Origin of the sequence: Thalassospira sp. CH_XMU1458 (assembly GCF_037027205.1) — a bacterium.
Lineage (GTDB): Bacteria > Pseudomonadota > Alphaproteobacteria > Rhodospirillales > Thalassospiraceae > Thalassospira > Thalassospira tepidiphila.
The window spans coordinates 838396-858326 of sequence record NZ_JAYMDW010000003.1 but is presented as its reverse complement, the minus strand read 5'-3'; the positions used below and the strand labels follow the sequence as shown (position 1 = coordinate 858326).

18 protein-coding genes are annotated in these 19931 nt (G+C 55.8%); 13 read left to right on the top strand and 5 right to left on the bottom strand.

Annotated features, from left to right (window positions below; genetic code table 11):
- Window position 1: 1 nt before the first annotated feature.
- Both WBY09_RS17935 and WBY09_RS17930 read right to left on the bottom strand, forming a co-directional pair.
- A complete protein-coding gene (locus WBY09_RS17935; RefSeq protein ID WP_336233474.1) occupies window positions 2-958 on the bottom strand; it encodes a proline dehydrogenase family protein in 957 nt (318 codons plus the stop codon).
- A gap of 137 nt (window positions 959-1095) precedes the next feature.
- A complete protein-coding gene (locus tag WBY09_RS17930) occupies window positions 1096-2688 on the bottom strand; it encodes a lysine--tRNA ligase (protein WP_336233473.1) in 1593 nt (530 codons plus the stop codon).
- A 405-nt stretch (window positions 2689-3093) separates the two neighbouring features.
- On the opposite strand from WBY09_RS17930, the gene WBY09_RS17925 reads away from it, so the two are divergent.
- The 5 genes from WBY09_RS17925 (at window position 3094) to WBY09_RS17905 (ending at window position 9819) form a co-directional block, all read left to right on the top strand.
- Window positions 3094-4152: a sensor histidine kinase gene (locus WBY09_RS17925; RefSeq protein ID WP_336233471.1), complete on the top strand. Its 1059-nt coding sequence runs from the start codon at window positions 3094-3096 to the stop codon at window positions 4150-4152.
- Window positions 4153-4157: 5 nt separating this feature from the next.
- Window positions 4158-6596 (top strand): two-component system response regulator, encoded by a 2439-nt coding sequence (locus WBY09_RS17920; RefSeq protein ID WP_336233470.1) that lies wholly within the window; start codon window positions 4158-4160, stop codon window positions 6594-6596.
- 163 nt (window positions 6597-6759) lie between these two features.
- Window positions 6760-8835, top strand: a complete 2076-nt coding sequence (locus WBY09_RS17915; RefSeq protein ID WP_197146991.1) for a methyl-accepting chemotaxis protein — start codon at window positions 6760-6762, stop codon at window positions 8833-8835.
- Window positions 8836-8974: 139 nt separating this feature from the next.
- Window positions 8975-9382 (top strand): MAPEG family protein, encoded by a 408-nt coding sequence (locus WBY09_RS17910; protein WP_336233469.1) that lies wholly within the window; start codon window positions 8975-8977, stop codon window positions 9380-9382.
- Window positions 9382-9819, top strand: a complete 438-nt coding sequence (locus tag WBY09_RS17905) for a DUF1801 domain-containing protein (RefSeq protein ID WP_336233468.1) — start codon at window positions 9382-9384, stop codon at window positions 9817-9819. The genes WBY09_RS17910 and WBY09_RS17905 overlap by 1 nt, the downstream gene beginning before the upstream one ends.
- Window positions 9820-9825: 6 nt before the next feature.
- Here the strand turns inward: WBY09_RS17905 and WBY09_RS17900 are convergent, their stop codons facing one another.
- Window positions 9826-10284: a MarR family winged helix-turn-helix transcriptional regulator gene (locus tag WBY09_RS17900; protein WP_336233467.1), complete on the bottom strand. Its 459-nt coding sequence runs from the start codon at window positions 10282-10284 to the stop codon at window positions 9826-9828.
- Between the two features lie 283 nt (window positions 10285-10567).
- Here WBY09_RS17900 and WBY09_RS17895 point away from each other — a divergent pair, with 283 nt between their 5' ends.
- The 6 genes from WBY09_RS17895 to WBY09_RS17870 all read left to right on the top strand — a co-directional run bounded on the left by WBY09_RS17895 (window position 10568) and on the right by WBY09_RS17870 (window position 14479).
- Window positions 10568-11611 (top strand): alpha/beta hydrolase, encoded by a 1044-nt coding sequence (locus WBY09_RS17895; RefSeq protein ID WP_336233466.1) that lies wholly within the window; start codon window positions 10568-10570, stop codon window positions 11609-11611.
- A gap of 143 nt (window positions 11612-11754) precedes the next feature.
- Window positions 11755-12180 carry an organic hydroperoxide resistance protein gene (locus tag WBY09_RS17890; protein WP_008890243.1) on the top strand — a complete coding sequence of 142 codons (426 nt, stop codon included), beginning with the start codon at window positions 11755-11757 and terminating at the stop codon, window positions 12178-12180.
- Window positions 12181-12360: 180 nt separating this feature from the next.
- Window positions 12361-12657, top strand: coding sequence for a putative quinol monooxygenase (locus WBY09_RS17885; protein ID WP_336233465.1), 297 nt, complete (start codon window positions 12361-12363; stop codon window positions 12655-12657).
- A 29-nt stretch (window positions 12658-12686) separates the two neighbouring features.
- Window positions 12687-13124 carry a YqaA family protein gene (locus WBY09_RS17880; RefSeq protein WP_336233464.1) on the top strand — a complete coding sequence of 146 codons (438 nt, stop codon included), beginning with the start codon at window positions 12687-12689 and terminating at the stop codon, window positions 13122-13124.
- A gap of 178 nt (window positions 13125-13302) precedes the next feature.
- Entirely contained in the window at window positions 13303-13671 is a 369-nt protein-coding gene (locus tag WBY09_RS17875) for a hypothetical protein (RefSeq protein WP_120226462.1), read from the top strand.
- A 199-nt stretch (window positions 13672-13870) separates the two neighbouring features.
- Complete coding sequence (locus tag WBY09_RS17870) at window positions 13871-14479, top strand: LysE family translocator (protein WP_336233463.1); 609 nt, start codon at window positions 13871-13873, stop codon at window positions 14477-14479.
- Window positions 14480-14585: 106 nt separating this feature from the next.
- On the opposite strand, the gene WBY09_RS17865 is transcribed toward WBY09_RS17870, so the two are convergent.
- Both WBY09_RS17865 and WBY09_RS17860 read right to left on the bottom strand, forming a co-directional pair.
- A complete protein-coding gene (locus WBY09_RS17865; RefSeq protein ID WP_336233462.1) occupies window positions 14586-15443 on the bottom strand; it encodes an AraC family transcriptional regulator in 858 nt (285 codons plus the stop codon).
- Between the two features lie 3 nt (window positions 15444-15446).
- Window positions 15447-15635: a hypothetical protein gene (locus WBY09_RS17860; RefSeq protein ID WP_336233461.1), complete on the bottom strand. Its 189-nt coding sequence runs from the start codon at window positions 15633-15635 to the stop codon at window positions 15447-15449.
- 99 nt (window positions 15636-15734) lie between these two features.
- Between WBY09_RS17860 and WBY09_RS17855 the strand changes: the two genes are divergently transcribed.
- Entirely contained in the window at window positions 15735-18518 is a 2784-nt protein-coding gene (locus tag WBY09_RS17855) for an ATP-dependent DNA helicase (protein ID WP_336233460.1), read from the top strand.
- 43 nt (window positions 18519-18561) lie between these two features.
- The gene (locus tag WBY09_RS17850) at window positions 18562-19881 is read left to right on the top strand and encodes a glycosyltransferase (protein WP_336233459.1); all 1320 of its coding nucleotides are present in this window, start codon (window positions 18562-18564) and stop codon (window positions 19879-19881) included.
- Window positions 19882-19931: the final 50 nt, after the last annotated feature.

The following is a 19931-nucleotide window of genomic DNA, read 5'->3' as shown; positions in this document are numbered from 1 at the left end:
ACTATCGGTTAAGTCCCGACTTCATCAAAAGCGACAGGTTGCGCGGATTCTCCCCCACCCGGCGCCAGGCATAGGCCCACCAGTCCTTGCCAAACGGCGCATACAGCCGCAGGCGATACCCCGCCGCAACCAGTTCACGTTGCAACGGCTGATTAACGCCATACAGCATCTCGAACTCGAACTGATCGCGGGCCCAGCCATTGTCATCGGCAAGCGTCGCGATCTTGAGCACCAAGTCGCGATGGTGACTGCCAAAGACCGGGAAAAAACCGCTTTGCCTGGCGGTTTCCGATAACATCATGCCGGCCAGTTTCAGATAATTGGCATCAATCTGATCACGCTCGGTAAACGATACGCTTGCCGGTGGGGCCATTGCCCCCTTGACCAGTCGTACCATCGCCCCGCGTGCAATCATGTCGTTCAGATCAGATTCCGTCCGGTGCAAACGGGCTTGCAGGGTTTGGGCAACCGGCACACCGGCGGTCGCCAACCGATGATGCAGTGCCAGCGTATCATCGACCATGTCGAAATCTTCCATGTCGATCATAAGCCGGATGGTCTGCGATGAACTTGCCTGTGCTGCAATATCGCGGATCTTGTTTGCGATCTCGTCGACATGTTTGGTCAGGACCGCCTCGCCCTGCATATAGCCCAGCTGCGACGGATCAATCGACACATGCACATCCAGTCCAGACATATCGAGGCTTGGCATCACAAAGCCAAGCTGATCAACCGTTTCGCGGACCTGCGTGATATCTTCGACATATTCACCAAGATAAAAGCTTGAAATCCGGATACCTTGTGCCGCCAGCGCATTTGCCCGCGACACATGGCCAATGCCATCGTTCGCACTGACAAACTGCGCGGCCAGTCCAGTCTTGCGTCCAATCGCCTCGCCAAGGCTGCGAAGCGGTTTGGAACATGCAACCGCGATCATTGATTTCTGCCAAAATCCCATATCATTCAATTCCTTGCTGGTGACGCAAAGCACCGCCATAGCCGGTCTGACTGGCAAATTATTGAATGATATGACCCAAAAAGCAAAACGGCCCGCCAAAGGCGAGCCGTCTTTTGCATTTATCTGATCGCGCCGTCTTAGGCTGACAGGTCTTCACCGGCCAGCGCACGGTCGATCAGGGCAACACTTTCATCAAGGCCGTAAAGGGCGATGAAGGAGCCCATACGCGGGCCCTGTTCCTGACCCAGAAGCACTTCATAAAGCGTCTTGAACCAGTCGCGCAGGTTTTCGTAATTGTGGTTTTTGCCCACGGTGAAAACTTCGGTCTGGATATCGGACGGATCGGTGCCCGGTGCAATTTTAGCCAGTGTATCGCGCAAATCCTGAAGGGCTGCTTTTTCTGCCTCGGTCGGGGCGCGGTACGACTTGGTCGGTTTGACGAAGTCGCTGTAATAGTTGATCGCATAGCCGACCAGCTTATCAAGATACGGCGAGGTTTCCGGAGTTGCGCCGGTGGCGTAACGCGAAATGAACTTCCAAAGCAGGTCGCGATCATCGGTATTGCAGACCGAAACAAGGTTCAGAAGAATGCCGAACGACAACGGAATTTCGCGATCCGGTGCGGTCCCGGCGTGAATGTGCCAGGCCGGGTTTTGCAGGATCTTTTCCGGATCGGTTTCGGTTTTAAGCTTTTCGGCAAAGGTCAGATATTCATCCACGGTTTTCGGGATGACATCAAAATACAGACGCTTTGCGGTTTTCGGCTTCTGGAACATGAACAGCGACAGGCTGTCTTCCGGCGCATATTTCAGCCAGTCTTCCATCGAAAGACCATTACCCTTAGATTTGGAAATCTTCTGGGCGTTCTCATCAAGGAACAGCTCGTAGTTGAAGCCTTCCGGCGGGGTGCCGCCAAGTGCCTTGACGATCTTGTTGCCAAGCTCGACCGACGGAATAAGGTCTTTACCGGCCATTTCATAATCAACGCCCAGCGCATACCAGCGCATTGCCCAGTCCGGCTTCCATTGCAGTTTGCAATTGCCGCCCGTAACCAGCGTTTCAACCAGATCGCCGGTTTCCGGATGTTCGTAAACGATGCTGCCGCTCTCAGGCTTAAGCTCGGTCACCTTGGCCATCAGGACCTTGTTGGTGCCCGGCTCGACTGGCATGAACGGGCTATAGGTCGCACGGCGTTCTTCGCCAAGGGTCGGCAGCATGATTTTCTGGATCGCGTCATAGCGTTCCAGAAGGCGCAGGAGTGCTTCGTCAAACATGCCCGAACGATAACAGTCGGTCGATGATTTGAATTCATACTCGAACCCGAAACCATCAAGGAATTCACGCAGCTTGGCGTTGTTATGATGGGCAAAGCTTTCATGCGTCCCAAACGGGTCCGGAACGCTGGTCAGCGCCTTGCCAAGATGCTGGGCGACCATGTCCTTGTTCGGGATGTTGTCGGGCACCTTGCGAAGGCCGTCCATATCGTCCGAGAAGCAAAACAGCTTGGTCGGGATGTCGGACATGGTTTCGAACGCGCGACGGACATAGGTCGTGCGCGCAACTTCACCAAAGGTGCCGATATGCGGCAAACCCGACGGACCATAACCGGTTTCAAAAAGGACATAGCCCTTTTCAGGCGCCTTCTGTTTATACCGCTTGACCAGCTTGCTGGCTTCCTGAAAAGCCCAGACGTTGCTGTTAAGTGCGGCATCTCGAAGATCGGCTGTCATTTTTGAAACCTTGTTTGTCAGTTGGATCGTTAAATTCTCGGGAAATATACGTATCAAGCTGATCGCATGTTTGCGCGAAGCTATACCCCACTTCGGGCCAAGATCAAGCACCTGTTGCGCATGGCTGCCAAATAATCGCGGAATTACCGGGCCAATCGCCGATATTTATCTGCAGGCGGTTGCTTGTAAAGCCACCTTAGCGGCTACACCTAAGTGTAGTTGACTTTAGCCACCTGCCGACAAATATCCGACAGTGGGTAAGCACGCTTAAATTGAGAAGATCTTTTATTGCATAACCATATGCTTATACTGAGATACACTATTAGTTTAATTTAATACTATTGATAGTCCGCAAGCGAAGGCAAACCCGATCGACGAAACAAACACGATGATTGGAGTGTGTTGATGTCGTTTGGAGAGACCGGTGGGCACATCACCGAAAACGCCTTTCCGACGAAAAGTCCGGATCAAAGATTTGAACGCGTTGTTGAATACGCGCCAAATGCCATGATCCTGATCAGTGCGGATGGCACCATGGAAATGGTGAACGCCCAGACCGAAATCATTTTCGGCTATGCGCGCGATGAACTGCTGGGCCAGCCGATTGAAATGCTGGTCCCCGAACGTTTCCGTACCGGACACCCGCGTTTGCGGCGCTCCTATTCCGAGCGGCCAAATCCCCGCCCGATGGGGGCTGGCCGCGATCTTTATGCCTTGCGCAAGGATGGCAGCGAGTTCCCCGTTGAAATCGGCCTGAACCCGATCTCTGATGGCGAAAGGCATCAAATCCTTGCGGCCATTTCCGACATTTCTGAACGCAAACATCGCGAAGAACAGATCGCACGATCGCTTCGTGAAAAGGAAACGCTGCTTTCCGAAGTCCATCACCGGGTGAAAAACAATCTGCAGATCATTCATAGTTTGCTCGATATGCAGACATCCTCGGTCATTGACATACAGGCACGCGAAGCGCTGATCGACAGCTGCAATCGCGTCCGGTCGATGGCGCAAATTCACCAGTCGCTGTATCAAAGCGAAGACATCGCCAAGGTGAATTTCGCCGATTTCTGCGAAAGCCTTATTTCGTCGCTTTTGGCGACATTCAATGTCGATATCAACCGGGTACAGGTCAAAAGCAATCTGGCCCATGTCGAACTGACCATCGATCAGGCCGTGCCCTGTGGACTGATTGCCAACGAACTGATCACCAATGCGCTAAAACACGGTTTCCCCGACGGCGCAAAAGGTCAGATCACGGTATCGACCCAGATGAATGACGAAGATGTTGTGACCTTGCGTGTATCTGATAACGGGCGCGGTATGCCCGATGACTTTACGCCGGGCACGAGTGACGGGCTTGGCCTGCAACTGATTGAACTGCTGGCCGACCAGATTGGTGGCACGCTTGATATCACGACCAATGGCGAAACCACCTTTGTCATCAACTTCAAAATAGGGAAGTGATCGGGATGCCACATTCAGTCCATGTCATGATTGTCGAGGACGAACGTGTTATCGCCCTTCATTTGCGCAAGCAGCTTGAAAAGCTGGGCTACCAGCGCACCAGCGCACATACGCGCGGCAGCGACGCCCTTGCGGCCATCAATGAAGATCCACCTGACATCATTCTGATGGATATCCGCATCGAAGGCGATATTGACGGCATTGAAACAGCGGCTGGAATCCCGCCGCACCTGATGATCCCGGTCATCTATCTTTCGGCCCATTCCGAAGACGCGACACTGGCGCGCGCGCAAAAAACCCGTCCCTATGGCTATTTGATCAAACCGTTTTCGGACCGTGAACTGCATGCCACTATCCAGATGGCACTGGAACGCCGCACAGCCGAACTGGCCCTGTCAGAAAGCCAGCACCGCCTGTCGCTTGCCATGACGGCGGCACAGATGAGTTGCTGGGAAATTGATGTCCTGACCCGGCAAATGCACTCCACCGGGCTTGGCAATGCCGACCTTAATCATAATGCCGAAACAGTCACCGAAAGCTGGGATGCCTTTCTTGAACGGGTCGCAACAGAAGACCGCGACATGGTGCGCAAGGCCTTTGCCTATGCGGTTGCCCATGGCGATTTCTATGACGTTGTCTTTCGCAGTCTGGACAAGGATCAGAACTATCGCTGGCTGCGGGCCCGCGGCAAGTCCTTTGGCGATGATCGCAAAGGGTCACAACGCATCATCGGCATGATGCAGGACATCACCGATCAGCGTCTGACGCAGGACAAGCTCCGCGAAGCCATGACGGTGTTTGAAACCACCCAGGACGGCATTCTTATTCTTGATCCGGACCTCAATGTTACCAACGCCAACAACGCCTATTACCGGATCACGGGCGAGACCGAAGAAAACACGCTGCAAAAGCCGCCCTATTTCCTTTCTGCCAATGAACATCCTGCCGAGTTCTTTCAGGAATTGTTTTCCGGGCCGGGTGCCCGCCGCCAATGGCATCGCGATCTTGATACCCACAACGCCAGTCGTGGCCCGATATCGCTGTCCCTGCAGGTTATTGCCGTCGAAAACGAAGAGCACGAGCTGACCCACTATGTGATGATCGTCTCTGACCGGACCGCCATCCGGCAGGCCGAACAGGAATTGCATTACCTCGCCCAATATGACGGATTAACCAGCCTGCCCAACCGGCTGCTTGCCACTGACCGCCTGAACCGCGCGATCGAACGTTGCGAACCCAGCGGCATGATGGTCGCCTGCCTGTTTCTTGATATTGATGATTTCAAGACGATCAATGACACACTTGGCCATGCCGCTGGCGATCAGGTCATTCTGATTGCCGCAACCCGGATCAAGGGTATTACCGAACGCACCGACACGATATCCCGGCTGGGCGGCGATGAATTCCTGATCATTCGCGAAAACATCCCCAACGAAACCGCGGCCGCCAATCTGGCGCAAAAGATCATTCAGGAACTGCAACGCCCGTTCTATATCCGTGGCCACGAAATGAATATCGGGGCAAGTTTGGGTATTTCACTCTATCCAGTGCATGGCCGATCATCACACGATCTGATCCGGCTTGCCGATACCGCGATGTATGCGGCCAAGGATCGCGGACGCAGGACCTTTGCCCTCTATGAGCCGGAAATGACGGCCAATGCAGCCCATTACATGACGCGCTCCCTTGAATTGCGCCGCGGGCTTGAAAACGAAGAACTGGTTTTGCATTACCAGCCACAGATTGATGGCAAAACCGGCGACATGGTCGGTGTCGAAGCATTGCTGCGTTGGAAACATCCGGTCCACGGGCTTGTCGGGCCACATGAAATCATCCCGATTGCCGAGAAAAGCGGCCTCATTCTTGAAATCGGCAGCTGGGTGATCCGCGAAGCGTGCCACCAGGCCCGTCGCTGGCAGGATGAATATGGCCAGAAACTTCGCATGGCCGTTAATGTGTCGGTCCGCCAGATGCAACAGCCCGGTTTTGCCGACAGCATCGCCCATGAACTGGCGATTTCCGGCCTCCCGGCCGAGGATCTTGAAATCGAAGTCACCGAAAGCATGATCCAGGACGAAATCAGCATGATCCGGACCCTGCACGACCTGCGGGAAGTCGGCGTTTCATTGGCGATTGACGATTTCGGCACCGGCTATTCGTGCCTTCGGTCGATCAAAAGCCTGCCGATCAGTCGCATCAAGATCGATCGTGCCTTTGTAAGCGGGGTACCGGGCAACAGTGATGACGTGGCCCTGATCAACGCAATGCTGGCAATGGCGGGTGCACTTGGCCTGTCGGTCACAGCGGAAGGCGTTGAAACCAAGGCGCAGTATGACTTCCTGCGCGACGTGCCGGGCATCAAGCTGCAAGGATTCCTGTTTGGCAAACCTGTCCCCGCCGAGGAAGTGTTTGCGCCGACAATCGGAAAAACCAAACGATTTTAATAACAAAAACTACATATTCAGACAGCTTCCCTTTCCAAATATTATACCTTAGAGTAATCGCCTAATATGTCGTGCCTTATTGCACTGCCAAGCCATTGACTTGGCTGGCCTATTACTCAATTGCGATCTTTCAAACGAAAGCATAGGTCGGAAGGATGACTGTATGAACTTTTCGTCCCTGTCCCTTGGCGCGAAGCTGACTCTTGTCAGTGCAGTAACCATCGCGCTCTGCCTGATTGCAGGTATATCTCTTCAAACCGTTCAAACAAGCCAGACCACCGAGGAACTGACCGTCGGCGAAGCACGTGGGGTTGCAAACTATCACGCAGAGCAGGCTGGTAGTGTTCTGAATGGCGGGATGTTGGTCGCAAAAAACCTGGCCGGGGCCTTTCGTGCGATCCGCGAAAAAGGCGGCGTTGATCGCGCGGCATATAACGAAATTCTCAGTCGGACACTGATCGACAATCCGACACTTGCCGGCGCATGGGCGGGCTTTGAAACCGATGCACTTGATGGCAAGGATGCCGACTACGTAAACGAGGGCGAGCCATTCGGCGACGGCAGCGGCAAATACGTCACCTATTATTACAATTTCGGTGACGGCATTACCCCCTATCACCTGACCGGTCTCGATAATCCAGAGATCAATGAATATTACACGGCACCGCGTGACACCAATCAGCCCTATGTCACCGACGCCATCACCTATGACATTCAGGGCCGTGACGTTGTTCTGACATCCTTTGTCTATCCGGTGCAGAACCCGAACGGTGATTTTCTGGGAGTGCTGGGCGTTGATCTTGAACTCAATGCCCTGTCAGAACGCTTTGCCGAATTGACACCGTTTGGCACTGGTACGGTCAATCTTGTCTCCGCCCAAGGCACCTGGGTTGCCCACGAAGACCCGGAACTCCGTGGCACCACCCTTGATGGCAACAACCCGATCCATGCCGCCATCCTAAAAACCATGCAATCGGGCGATCCGATGCGGATTGATGATGATACAACCATGCACATGATTGTCCCGGTCGAGATTGCCGGATACCCCAACAAATGGGGCGTTGTGGTCAATGTGCCGCTGGCGACCGTCTTTGCCCCGGCAGACAATCTGCGCAATATCACCCTGATCGGCGGTGTCATCCTGTTGGCGATTGTCATTGCCGTGGTTCTTTTGTCGACCAGAACCCTTGTTGCGCGCCCGATGACGCGGGTGACCAGTGTGATTGACAACCTCCAGAAGGGTGAGTTTGACATTACGGTGCCCTATCTCAAACGCGATGACGAGATAGGGGCAATTGCCAAGGCGCTTGAAGCCTTCAAGGAGGCCTCCGCCCGCATGCAGATGGCCGAACGTGAAAAGCTTCAAGCCGAACAGCGCGCCAGCGACGAACGCAATCGCACGCGCTTGCAAATGGCTGACGAGTTTGAAAAATCGGTCGGCTCCATCGTTGTCAACGTGTCTGACAAGGCCGGAAACATGGAACAAGTGTCCCGGCAAATGCGCCGTGCTGCCGATGAAAGCTCCGAACAGGCTGTTGTTGTTGCCGCCGCCGCGGACGAGGCAAGTGCCAACGTCCAGACCGTGGCGTCTGCGACCGAGGAACTGTCTGCCTCCATTCAGGAAATCAGCTCCCAGGTGGCAAAGTCATCTGACATCTCCAACACTGCTGTCGAGGAAGCTTCACGTGCCAACGCCATGGTCACCGGCCTGGCCGAGGCGGCCGACCGCATTGGCGAAGTGGTTAACCTGATCAATGACATTGCCGCCCAGACCAACCTTCTCGCACTGAACGCCACCATCGAGGCGGCCCGTGCGGGCGAGGCTGGCAAAGGCTTTGCCGTGGTCGCACAGGAAGTCAAAAACCTGGCCAACCAGACCGCCAAGGCGACCGAAGACATCGCCCAACAGATTGGCTCCATCCAGTCCGAGACGCAAAATACCGTTGGCGCGATTGAACGGGTGACCGAAACCATTTCCAACATCAACGAAATCGCCACCGCCATCGCGTCCGCGGTCGAGGAACAAGGGGCTGCCACCGCCGAAATTTCAAGTAACGTTCAACAGGCGGCTGCTGGCACCAACGAAGTTTCGTCCTCTATCGGGATTGTTCGCAACACGTCCCAGGAAACCGGCGAAGCGGCCTCGAACGTTCAGGCCGGGGCGACCCAACTGGCCGAAGAAGCCCGCAATCTTGACGCACAGGTCAAAAACTTCCTTGATCGCCTGCGCAACATCTAGGGCGAAAAAGTACCTTTCGACCCATGACACTTCGGACGGCACCATGATTGGTGTCGTCCTTTTGTTTGATCCAAACTGCGTTCAGTGATTGAATTCGAAAACACTTTCACAATCCCCTTCACAAGCCGGGAATACTGACATGCTGCCGCTGCCCGTAACCATCTTTATCACCGCCGTTTTTGTTCTGATTCTGACCATCCTGAGCATGGCAGTTTCGATCCGGCGCGCCCAGCTTAATGTGCTGAGCGGCGATGGTGATGATAACACCCTGCGCCGGCGCATTCGCGCGCATGGCAATTTCGTTGAAAATGCCCCGCTTTGCATTCTGCTGATCCTTGCCATCGAGGCGATCCTGGCAACATCGACCATCATCTGGATTGTGGCTGCCATTCTGATCGCAAGCCGGATTTTACATGCCATTGGCACCTTAACCCGGTCCAAACGGATCATCGCCCCGGCCATGATCATGCAGCACATCACCCTTGCGATCTGTGGTGTCTGGCTTCTGATACAGTCCCTTGGCAATCTGAGCGCTGCGGGCATGTGATGGGATCTGGCGATTTCGCAAGCCCAGATGTTGCGGCAAAATTCAATGCCTGCCCGGCGCACGCCCGGCGGGCATTGATATCGATCCGGGGTTGGGTCTTTGAACTGGCGGGCGAAATTGACGGGGTTGGCCCGATCACCGAAAGCCTGAAATGGGGCGAACCGGCCTGGCGTCCCAAATCCGGATCGGGCATTACCATTCGTGCCGACTGGAAAGCCAAAACACCTGATCAGGTCATGATCTTTTTTGATTGCAAGACCGACCTGATTGACCGGACGCGCAGCCTGCTTTCGGCTGATCTGACGACCGAGGGCAATCGCGCCATTATCCTGCCGCTGGATCGCCCCTTGCCTGAACCGGCGATCAAGACCGCGCTTGGCTGGGCCCTGACCTATCATCGGGACCGGAAACAGGATCTCAAACAGCAGGCCACATAACCGCGATCAAACCTTCTGACCGCCGGCCTCCATCTGATCGCGCATGGTCCGCAAATCACGGTTCAGGCGTTTGGCGGTCTCGATATCAAGTCCGGTGGCCTCAAGAATGCAGGGCGGGACTTCTTCAGCCTTGTCTAGCAGGGCCTTTCCGGCCGCGGTCAGGCTGACGCGCACGGATCGCTCGTCCTCCGGGTCGCGCTTGCGGCTGACAAGCCCGTTGGCTTCAAGACGTTTGAGCAACGGTGTCAGCGTACTGGATTCCAGATAGAGCTTCGAGCCAATGCTCCGTACAGACTGGTTATCTTCCTGCCACAGGGTCACCATCACCAGATATTGCGGATAGGTCAGCCCCAGATTATCCAGCAGCGGCTTATAGACCCGGTTAAAGGCATGACCGGCTGAATAGATCGAAAAGCACAGAAACTTTTCGAGCTGAAGCAGATCATCTTTGGATGAATTGTCCATTGGTCTGGTCCTTTAATATGGGGCAACAAGACATCGCATTGCGCAGAATTCTGCGACTTCCATACCCACAGGCGATGTCCGTCTTCTCAAAACATCTTGGGTCTGAAATTTTCAAGGCCAAGCAAATTATATCGCACGCGATTAAATAACAAGCGATTTTATTGCATGGCTGGGTTTCTCATTTTTATATCGTGCACGACTTAATTGTGTGCGATACATAATTCAACAAAACGCAACGTCGCCCGTCAAACATCACGGACGGCCCATTTAAAGGATCAGACCCATGAGCCCATTCAATTCAAAAGTTGCCGCTGCTGTTGTTTCTGGTGCACTGGCATTGTCGACTTCCCTGACCAGCACCGCAGCCTTCGCAGAGCCGGTTCTTGAAAACACCACCCAGGAATTCATTGACGTCCTTTCCGCATCCGGCGGCCCGGAGATCTACACCCTGACCCCGGCTGAGGCCCGCAACGTTCTGGCGGGTGCACAGTCCGGCGAGGTTGCCAAACCGGCTGTTGATATCACTGACACGGTCTTTGGTGTTGGCCCGACGGGTGCCACCAAGGTCCGCATCATCCGCCCGGCGGGCAATACTGATCGCCTTCCTGTGATCGTGTATTTCCATGGTGCAGGCTGGGTGATGGGCGATACCGGCACCCACGATCGTCTGGTTCGTGAACTGGCGGTTCGTGCCAATGCGGCCCTGGTATTTGTGGATTACGAACGCTCCCCCGAGGCACGCTATCCGATCTCGATTGAGCAGGATTACGCCGTTACCAAATATGTGGCTGAACATGGTGAACAGCTCAATATCGATCCGACCCGTCTGGCAATTGCCGGTGACAGTGTCGGGGGCAACATGACCGCTGTGGTCTCGCTTCTGGCTCAGGAACGCAAAGGTCCGGAAATCACCGCACAGGTTTTGTTCTATCCGGTGACGGATGCCGATTTTAACAACGGGTCCTACACCGAATTTGCCAACGGCCCGTGGTTGACCGAGCCTGCGATGGAATGGTTCTGGAACCAGTACCTGCCCGAAGGCGTTGATCGTACTGACCCGAAAATCACACCGATCCATGCAAGTGCCGATCAGCTTGCCGGTCAGGCCCCGGCACTTGTGATTACTGCGGAAAACGACGTGCTGCGGGATGAAGGCGAAGCATATGCCCGCAAACTGAGCCAGGCTGGCGTGGATGTCACCGTGACGCGTTACAACGGTACGATCCATGACTTTGTCATGCTCAATGCCCTTGCCGATACCCCGGCTGCCAAAGGCGCAATTGCGCAGGCCGGTCAGTATCTCCACACCGCCCTGCACGGCGAATAACACGACGAATACAGGGGAATTGTCCCCAAACTTTAACACTCTTTCGGGTAGGTGCGGTTGCACCTGCCCGCCCCCGGCGACATATGAACCTAACAGCCGGGTAATCACCAACCGAACCAATGTTCAAACAAAGGATGAAAACCATGTCTGTTGATGTCAAATACACCGCACTCGCTTCTGCAACCGGTGGCCGCGATGGCCGCGCTTCGACTGACGATGGATCGCTTGATGTCAAGCTGTCCACGCCAAAGGAACTCGGCGGTGCTGGCGGTGACGGTCATAACCCGGAACAGCTTTTTGCCATGGGCTATTCGGCCTGCTTTATCGGCGCCATGAAGGCAGCCAGCGGCCAGACCAAGATCAAGGTGCCAAATGACGTCGGGGTTTCGGCTGAAGTCGGTATCGGTCCGCGCGAAGCAGGCGGCTTTGGTATCGCGGTTGAGCTCACTGTATCACTGCCCGGTCTCGACAAGGCCGATGCCGAGAAGCTTGTTGAAACAGCACACACCATTTGCCCCTATTCCAACGCAATTCGCGGCAATGTCGATGTCACCACGACCATCGCCTAATTTTCGTCTCCCCCCTGCTGGTCAGCTCCCCCCCAAACTGCTGACCAGCAATTCCAGGCCCGGTGTCCCCCGCACCGGGCCTTTTTCTGTTCTCTGCCTGCTTGTGAAACAAAGATTTGTCCTGCACTGTGAGTGGTGATCTATCCAAAAGCCAAACAATCAAAATGACAGGAAACCGAAATGTCCAAGCATCTTACCGTTGTTGCCACCGCACGCGCCAAACCCGGCATGGAAGACGAACTTGGCAAACGGCTTTTGGCATTGGTCGAACCATCGCGCGCCGAGGAAGGCTGCATCAGCTATGATATGCACCAGTCAAATGACGATCCTGCCCTCTGGTTGGCCTATGAAACCTGGCGCTCGGAAGAAGACCTCGCCCGGCATTTCGAGATGCCCTACCTGAAGGCCTTTGCCGAGAGCAAGGATGAAGTGCTTGCACAACCGCTTGATGTCCTTAGATTCAGCCTCAAATCATAACGCTGACTTGATCTGACTGGCTTTTACACGTGCTTTTCGCCCTTTTCTTCTCCGCCCTGACATCGGCCACCATCCTGCCCGGCACGTCCGAGGCGGCGTTGGCCGCCCTCATTGCGTCCGGCGATCATGCGGTTTGGGTGTTGGTGCTGGTCGCCACGGTCGGGAATGTTCTGGGATCGCTCATCAACTGGTGGCTTGGCCTTTATGCCGAGCATTTCAAGCACAAGCGCTGGTTCCCCGTCTCCGCCGAGGCACTGGATCGTGCATCGCGCTGGTTTGGCAAATACGGGCTGTGGTCATTACTGCTTTCATGGCTTCCGATTATTGGTGATCCGCTGACCCTGTTTGCCGGGGTCATGCGGGTGCGCCTTCTGCCCTTCATCATTCTGGTGACCATTGGCAAGGCGGCGCGCTATGCCATGATTGCCGGTGGGGCAACTGGTTTGTCGAACATGTTTTCCGGTTGAAGCACGAAATAATTCTTCAAAATATCGAAAAATAAAACCGCTCCCCTTCAGAAAATTCACCTTTGATTTAAATATTTAAAAATAAATCAATTGTAATATTACATCATCAATGTTTTCCTTTGATCTAACAGAGCCGCGAAAAATACTTTTCACGGCCTGATTAAAAGGAATTTTACTTATGGCTATCGAAATCCCTGCATGGACAAAGCCCGGAATTTGGGGCGGCATTATCGGCGCCGCACTGATCACCATTGTCGGTTTTAGCACCGGCTCGGTGGTGTCTGGTGGCACTGCGCAGGAAATGGCCGATGCAAGCGGCAAGGAAGCAACGATCTCGGCAATGGCACCGGTATGTGTCGCCCAGTTCAAAATGCTTTCGCCCAACAATCAGACGGCGGAACTTACGGCCCTCAAGGCTGAAAGCTCTTACAAGCGCGACGATTTCGTGATTGCAAAAGGCTGGGCAACCATGCCGGGCAGTGACGAACCCAACAACGAGATCGCTCAGCGCTGCGCATCGCTTCTGATGGATCTGACGACAAGCTGATCTGACACCGGTTCCGGCACAACCAACCGGAACACGGATATCGACAGCACGCAACGCAACCGGCTCCACATCCGGTTGCGTTTTTTTATGCCCAAAGCCGCAATCACCTTCGCGCAGGTCAATTTTGTTCAATAAACCCGCCGCCAGACAGCGCATGTTGATCAACAACAAAAAACACTACCCTGCGAGGAATACCAAGATGTCCGGCTTTAGCGCCACACTCAGCCTGTATCTTTCCATGGCCGCCTTTGCCTTGGCCGCCTCCATCACACCGGGACCGGTCAATATTCTGGTGCTGAGTTCTGGGGTGCAATATGGCTTTCGCCCGTCCCTTCGCCTTGTCTTTGGCGCGACCGCGGGATTTTGCCTTTTGCTGCTTTTGATCGGGCTGGGCCTGCATGAAATGCTTGAAGCCTTCCCGCAACTGTCCACTGTCATTCAGTGGGCCGGGGTGGCGTTCTTGCTGTTCATGGCCTGGAAACTGGCAACGTCAAACGGCGAACTTGGCAAGGGCGATGCCGCATCCGGTCCCAAAGCCATCACCGGGGCCGTCATGCAATGGCTCAACCCGAAGGCCTGGCTGGCATCCATCGCCGGGATGGGCGCCTATGCGGCGTCCGGCGCGCCAACCCTGATCTGGGAATTCACCGCCATCTACTTTGTCATCTGCTTTGCCTCGGTCGCGTGCTGGGCCTATGCGGGCGCGTTCCTGTCGCGTTTCCTGGGCGAACCTTCGCGCATTCGCGCGTTCAACCGGGCGATGGCGGTGTTGCTGATCGCCAGTGCCGCCTATCTGGTTTTCGGATAAATGCGCCCGCACAACTTGCGGCAAGGGATTCCCGCCTGCGCGGGAATGACGACATAGTTGAGCCTTCCTCGTCATGCCCGCGACGGCGGGCATCCACAGCCCCAGATCAGGCGGCCTGCGCACGGGCATATTGCCGTGGGGTTGCCGCCATCAGGCGTTTGAAGATGCGCTGGAAATGCGCCTGATCGGCAAAGCCGGTTTCAAGCGCGACATCAACGATCTTCTCCCCGCGCCTAAGCGCATGGCGCGCCCGCTGCACCCGGCAATTGATCAGATAGGCATAAGGCGTCATGCCAAAAGTCTTTTTAAACGCCCGCACCAGATAGGACCGGGAATAGCCAACCAGTGCCGCCAGATCATCCAGACTGATATTTTCGGCATAATGGGCGCGGATATACTCGCCCACCCGGGCCATCTTTCGATCATGAACCGCACCGTTGGTGCGCAATTCGCAGCCCCCCAGCACACCGCGCCGGTCAAGCTGCACATGCAGATCGCCAAAGAACGATACCAGTGCCGTTTCCTTGCCAAGAATATCGACATCCGGATTGGCCAGCATATCGGCCAGATCAATCAAGCCATCATAAAGATGCGGATCGTGGCTGAGCGTATCGGAAAACATCGCAAACTTTCCGGCCGCATCGGCATCGAGTTCAATCTGCAAATCGGTAAGCCAGTCCGGATCAACAAACAACATGTCATAGACCCAATCCGCCCCCTTGACCGGGTTGCAGCCATGCACGTCCTCCGGGTTGAGGATCACAACCGACCCTGTCTGCGTTTCATGGGTCTTGCCCCGGTTCCAATAGGTACTGTAACCACCCTTCACCGTACCGATGGAAAAGGTATCGTGGCTGTGGCGCTCATAACAAACCGAATGCCCGTCCGCGACACGCCGCAATTCGACAAACGGCATCGCGTCATCGCGCCAGAAATGCTGATTGCGGGTATTGGGGGCTGCCATTGGTTAGTTCGCCTTATTAGCCAGAGATAAGCCCACCATTCCAAAGGCAAATCCGAGAATGCTGAGCGCGACTTCTGCTAGATCGCCCTCTCCCCATAGACCAAGAGCAGCAATAGATAAAACTAGGGAAATCAGAACCGCTGCAGGTCCCTTCGCATGAAGATTGACTGCTATATTTTTAAACCAGTCCATACTTCCCCCCACCATTGCCAAACGATCTAATCTACAAATTCGAAGATAGGTCAATTTCCCCGGTGGCGCCACTGTCGCTGTCTGCTTATAGTGCCCCAAATGTTCGATGATCGTTCCGAAGAGTCCCAACCGCGTTTCATGCCGCCCAACGCACCTGTCATGGTCGTTGGATTGCGTCACGCCGTGTTTTTGTCGCCCGATGGCGAGATCGAGGAACTCCCGCACGGGGCCGCGGCCAAGCGCGCCCGGTCATCACGCCCTATTCTGGTCCATACCCCGGCCTGTGCACGGCGGCTGAAATCCGATCCGTTCCCGGCCCATGACCTGCTGGAGCTGTTTGCCTTTGTCCGTCCGGCACAGTTTTGTGTGCCGACCCCGCGCGGCATTGCATTGGCGACGGGCCAGAAACCGGCCGATGACCTGATTGGTCAGGCAGAGGCATTGGCGGAAGCCATGAAACGGCTTTTGCAGGAACTCGCCACCCTTCATCGCAACAAACGCGGTCCGGCCCTGTCGGTTGCATGGCCGATGGCACGCGGCCACTGGCCGTGGGGTGTTTCGGTTCTGGCCGCCCTTGGGGCCGATGGCGACGGTCCGCATCGTTATGCGGTATATGAGGGCCTGAAAGTCTGGAAAAAGCTTGGCGAATGGGCCGAACATGCCCCGCCACCGCCACCCGCCAACTATCCGGTTGATCCCAAGGATGCCCGTAAACGCCTGAAAGAACTTCTGGGCGAGGGCGCGGAAGAACGCCCGCAACAGGCCGATTATGCGTCATCCGTATGTTCGGCCTTTGGCCCACGCCTGCATGATGGTGCGCCCAATATCGTCCTGGCCGAGGCCGGAACGGGGACCGGCAAGACATTGGGTTACGTCGCCCCGGCGTCACTTTGGGCCCAGAAAAATGACGGTGCGGTCTGGATTTCGACCTATACCCGTAACCTGCAACGCCAGATCGATCAGGAACTCGATCGCCTGTATGACGATCCCACGGACAAGCGCCTGAAGGCCGTCGTGCGCAAGGGACGGGAAAACTATTTCTGCCTGCTGAATTTCGAAGAAGCCCAACGCCCGCTTAACCAGCAACCGCACCAAGCCACCCCGCTGGGCCTGATTGCGCGATGGGCGTCGCACACACGTGATGGCGATATGGTCGGCGGTGATTTCCCCGCCTGGCTGACCGAATTGCTCGGCAACCGGTTCACCGGCGCATTGGCCGATCAGCGCGGTGAATGCATCTATGCCGCCTGCCCGCATTATTCGAAATGCTTTGTCGAAAAGACCGTACGGCGCGCCCGCTCGGCCGAGATCGTGGTGGCCAACCATGCACTGGTCATGGTGCAGGCAGCACTTGGCGGGCTTGATGATGCCTCCATGCCGACACGTTACGTCTTTGACGAAGGCCATCATCTTTTTGATGCCGCCGACAAGGCCTTCTCATCGCATCTGACCGGGATGGAGGGGCAGGAGCTCAGACGTTGGTTGCTGGGGGCAGAGCAAAAGGGGTCATCGCGTGCGCGGGGCCTGAAACAGCGCCTTGAAACGCTGATCCTTGATCGGGACGAACTGCGTGATGCGGTCAATGCGGTGATTGTCGCTGCGCAATGCCTGCCCGAACAAGGTTGGCTATCGCGCATTCATGACGGGTCACAATATGCCAAGGGCCCGGCAGAAACCTTCCTTGCCCATGTCCGGGCACAGGTGATGGCGCGCTCCGCCGAGGGGGATCGAGGATACTCAATCGAGACCGATTGCAAACCGGCGCTCAACGAAGTTCTTGCCAGTGCGGCGGATCTCGATCGCGCGCTGGAGGCCATGGAAAAACCGGCCAAATCCCTGATCAAGATCATTGCCCATATGTTGGACGAAAAGGCCGATGAGCTTGACAGTGCCGAACGCCAACGCCTTGATGCTGCCATCCGCTCGCTTGAACGCCGCGCGATCATGCAGGTCGGCGCATGGCGTGAAATGTTGGCATCGCTGGTCGAGGAAACACCCAAAACCTTTGTCGACTGGTTTGCAATTGAACGCCAGTTTGGCCGCGATTTTGATGTCGGCATGCATCGTCACTACCTTGACCCGACCATCCCGCTGACCACATCCCTTGCGCCCACCGCGCACGGCATGGTGGTAACGTCCGCCACCCTTCGGGATGGCACGGGTGACGAAGAATTCGACTGGGCCGTGGCCGAGGATCGTACGGGGGCCGCGCACATGCCGCTTCCGGCCATCCGGGCGGCAATGAAAAGTCCGTATAATTACCGCGAGCAAACCCGCGTTTTCATCGTCAATGACCTTGGCCGCGACAACCCGGATCATGTTGCGGCGGCCTATCGCGAGCTGTTTTTGGCATCGGGCGGCGGTGCGCTTGGCCTGTTTACCGCGATCACCCGTCTGCGGGCGGTGTATGAGCGTCTGACCGGGCCGATGGATGAAGCGGGCCTGCAGCTTCTGGCCCAGCATATTGATGGCATGGATGTCTCGACGCTCATCGACATTTTCCGGGTCGAACGCGACGCCTGTTTGCTTGGCACCGATGCGGTACGTGACGGGGTGGATGTGCCCGGTGATAGCTTGCGCCTGATCGTCTTTGACCGCGTGCCTTGGCCGCGTCCCGACATCCTGCACCGTGCGCGCAAGTCCGCTTTCCATGGGGCGCGCTATGACGACATGCTCACACGCCTGCGCATGAAGCAGGCCTTTGGCCGCCTGGTGCGCCGTGCCGAAGATCGCGGCGTGTTTGTCCTGCTGGACAACCGGATGCCCTCACGGCTGCTGGGTGCCTTCCCTGAAGACGTCGAAGTCCAGCGTGTTGGCCTGCGCGAAGCGATTGAGCAAACGCGAGGATTCCTTGGCAATGACCGGGATCGCAAAGAAGGTTAATCGGTTTCTTTGGCCTCAATTGTGACGGCGGAAAGGACGCACCATGCATGTCATGCTGATGACCTATGGGACACGCGGCGACGTGCAGCCATTTGTCGCGCTTGGCCCTGGGCTGATCCAAAAGGGGCATCGGGTCACGCTCGTCGCGCCGGAACGCTTTGCGGATTTTGTCACCGATCAAGACCTTGAATTCGCGCCCCTGACCGATGCGCTGATTGCGCTTATGGATGATCCACAATTTGCCCACGCTTCCGATCCGAAGGCATCGGCGTTTCAAAAACTGAGGTCGTTATTTGCCATCGGCAAAAAGGCGCGCGGTCTTCAGGACACACTGCTTGATGACATTTTCCGCGCCATTGATCAGGGCAAACCCGACGTCATTGTTTTTCATCCGAAAACCTTTGGCGCACTGCCAATTGGCAGGCATTTCGGCATCCCGGTTGTGATGGCCCAACTGATCCCGTCCTTCATCCCGACCGGCGATTATCCCCATATGGGCATTCCCGATATTGGCCCAAGCGGCACCTTGGGTCGCTGGTACAACCGCGTGACCGGCACACTTATCTACCGGGTTTTGAACGCAACGCTGCGTCGGCAAGTTTGCCGATGGGCGGTACGACGTCAAAACGGGATCGAGACCAAGTCTTTGGACATTGTGAAGTCCTGCCAATCCGGCAAGCTTCGCATCATTCATGCCTTTAGCAACGCGGTGATTGCCCGACCCGATGACTGGCCGAAACACGCGACCGTCACCGGATACTGGTTTTTGGACGGAGCCGCCCAAACAAACCCACCCGATCCGGCATTACAAAACTTTGTCGAAAGCCAAAAGAACCTGATCTATATCGGTTTCGGATCAATGCCCGGCAATGATCCGACGGCGATGGCCGAAATGATTGCCGAGGCGGTATCGCAGGCCAATGTTAGCGCCATCATCGCAACCGGCTGGGGTGGCATGGAAAACATTAACTGGCCCGCCAACATCCTTGCAGTGCGCGAAGTTCCCCATGACTGGCTGTTCACCAAGGTCGATATCGTCATTCACCATGGCGGGGCTGGCACCTGTGCCGCCGCCATGCGCGCCGGTCGCCCATCGATCATCATTCCGTTTTTCGGTGATCAACCTTTCTGGGCCAAGCGCCTGCACAGGCTTGGCGTTGCGCCACGCCCGATCAAGCCCGCAAAACTTGATGCCGCGATGCTGGCCCGTCGGATCAAAACGGTCCTTGAAACGACGTCCTATCGCAATAACGCAGAACGCATCGCAAGCAAGATCGCCGATGAAGACGGCATCGCGAATGCCATTGCCGAAATCACGCGCGCGGTTGGGCAATCTGACCTTCCCAAAACTGGAAGCCTTTGACACATCCCGGTGAAGGGCATAAACACGATCCAGACAAAGCTTGATGGATC

What these genes read in the sequence shown, in the direction of transcription:
- WBY09_RS17935 (WP_336233474.1), bottom strand. Translation starts at nt 958, where the DNA reads ATGGGATTTTGGCAGAAATCAATGATCGCGGTTGCATGTTCCAAACCG.
- WBY09_RS17930 (WP_336233473.1), bottom strand. Translation starts at nt 2,688, where the DNA reads ATGACAGCCGATCTTCGAGATGCCGCACTTAACAGCAACGTCTGGGCT.
- WBY09_RS17925 (WP_336233471.1), top strand. Translation starts at nt 3,094, where the DNA reads ATGTCGTTTGGAGAGACCGGTGGGCACATCACCGAAAACGCCTTTCCG.
- WBY09_RS17920 (WP_336233470.1), top strand. Translation starts at nt 4,158, where the DNA reads ATGCCACATTCAGTCCATGTCATGATTGTCGAGGACGAACGTGTTATC.
- WBY09_RS17915 (WP_197146991.1), top strand. Translation starts at nt 6,760, where the DNA reads ATGAACTTTTCGTCCCTGTCCCTTGGCGCGAAGCTGACTCTTGTCAGT.
- WBY09_RS17910 (WP_336233469.1), top strand. Translation starts at nt 8,975, where the DNA reads ATGCTGCCGCTGCCCGTAACCATCTTTATCACCGCCGTTTTTGTTCTG.
- WBY09_RS17905 (WP_336233468.1), top strand. Translation starts at nt 9,382, where the DNA reads ATGGGATCTGGCGATTTCGCAAGCCCAGATGTTGCGGCAAAATTCAAT.
- WBY09_RS17900 (WP_336233467.1), bottom strand. Translation starts at nt 10,284, where the DNA reads ATGGACAATTCATCCAAAGATGATCTGCTTCAGCTCGAAAAGTTTCTG.
- WBY09_RS17895 (WP_336233466.1), top strand. Translation starts at nt 10,568, where the DNA reads ATGAGCCCATTCAATTCAAAAGTTGCCGCTGCTGTTGTTTCTGGTGCA.
- WBY09_RS17890 (WP_008890243.1), top strand. Translation starts at nt 11,755, where the DNA reads ATGTCTGTTGATGTCAAATACACCGCACTCGCTTCTGCAACCGGTGGC.
- WBY09_RS17885 (WP_336233465.1), top strand. Translation starts at nt 12,361, where the DNA reads ATGTCCAAGCATCTTACCGTTGTTGCCACCGCACGCGCCAAACCCGGC.
- WBY09_RS17875 (WP_120226462.1), top strand. Translation starts at nt 13,303, where the DNA reads ATGGCTATCGAAATCCCTGCATGGACAAAGCCCGGAATTTGGGGCGGC.
- WBY09_RS17870 (WP_336233463.1), top strand. Translation starts at nt 13,871, where the DNA reads ATGTCCGGCTTTAGCGCCACACTCAGCCTGTATCTTTCCATGGCCGCC.
- WBY09_RS17865 (WP_336233462.1), bottom strand. Translation starts at nt 15,443, where the DNA reads ATGGCAGCCCCCAATACCCGCAATCAGCATTTCTGGCGCGATGACGCG.
- WBY09_RS17860 (WP_336233461.1), bottom strand. Translation starts at nt 15,635, where the DNA reads ATGGACTGGTTTAAAAATATAGCAGTCAATCTTCATGCGAAGGGACCT.
- WBY09_RS17855 (WP_336233460.1), top strand. Translation starts at nt 15,735, where the DNA reads ATGTTCGATGATCGTTCCGAAGAGTCCCAACCGCGTTTCATGCCGCCC.
- WBY09_RS17850 (WP_336233459.1), top strand. Translation starts at nt 18,562, where the DNA reads ATGCATGTCATGCTGATGACCTATGGGACACGCGGCGACGTGCAGCCA.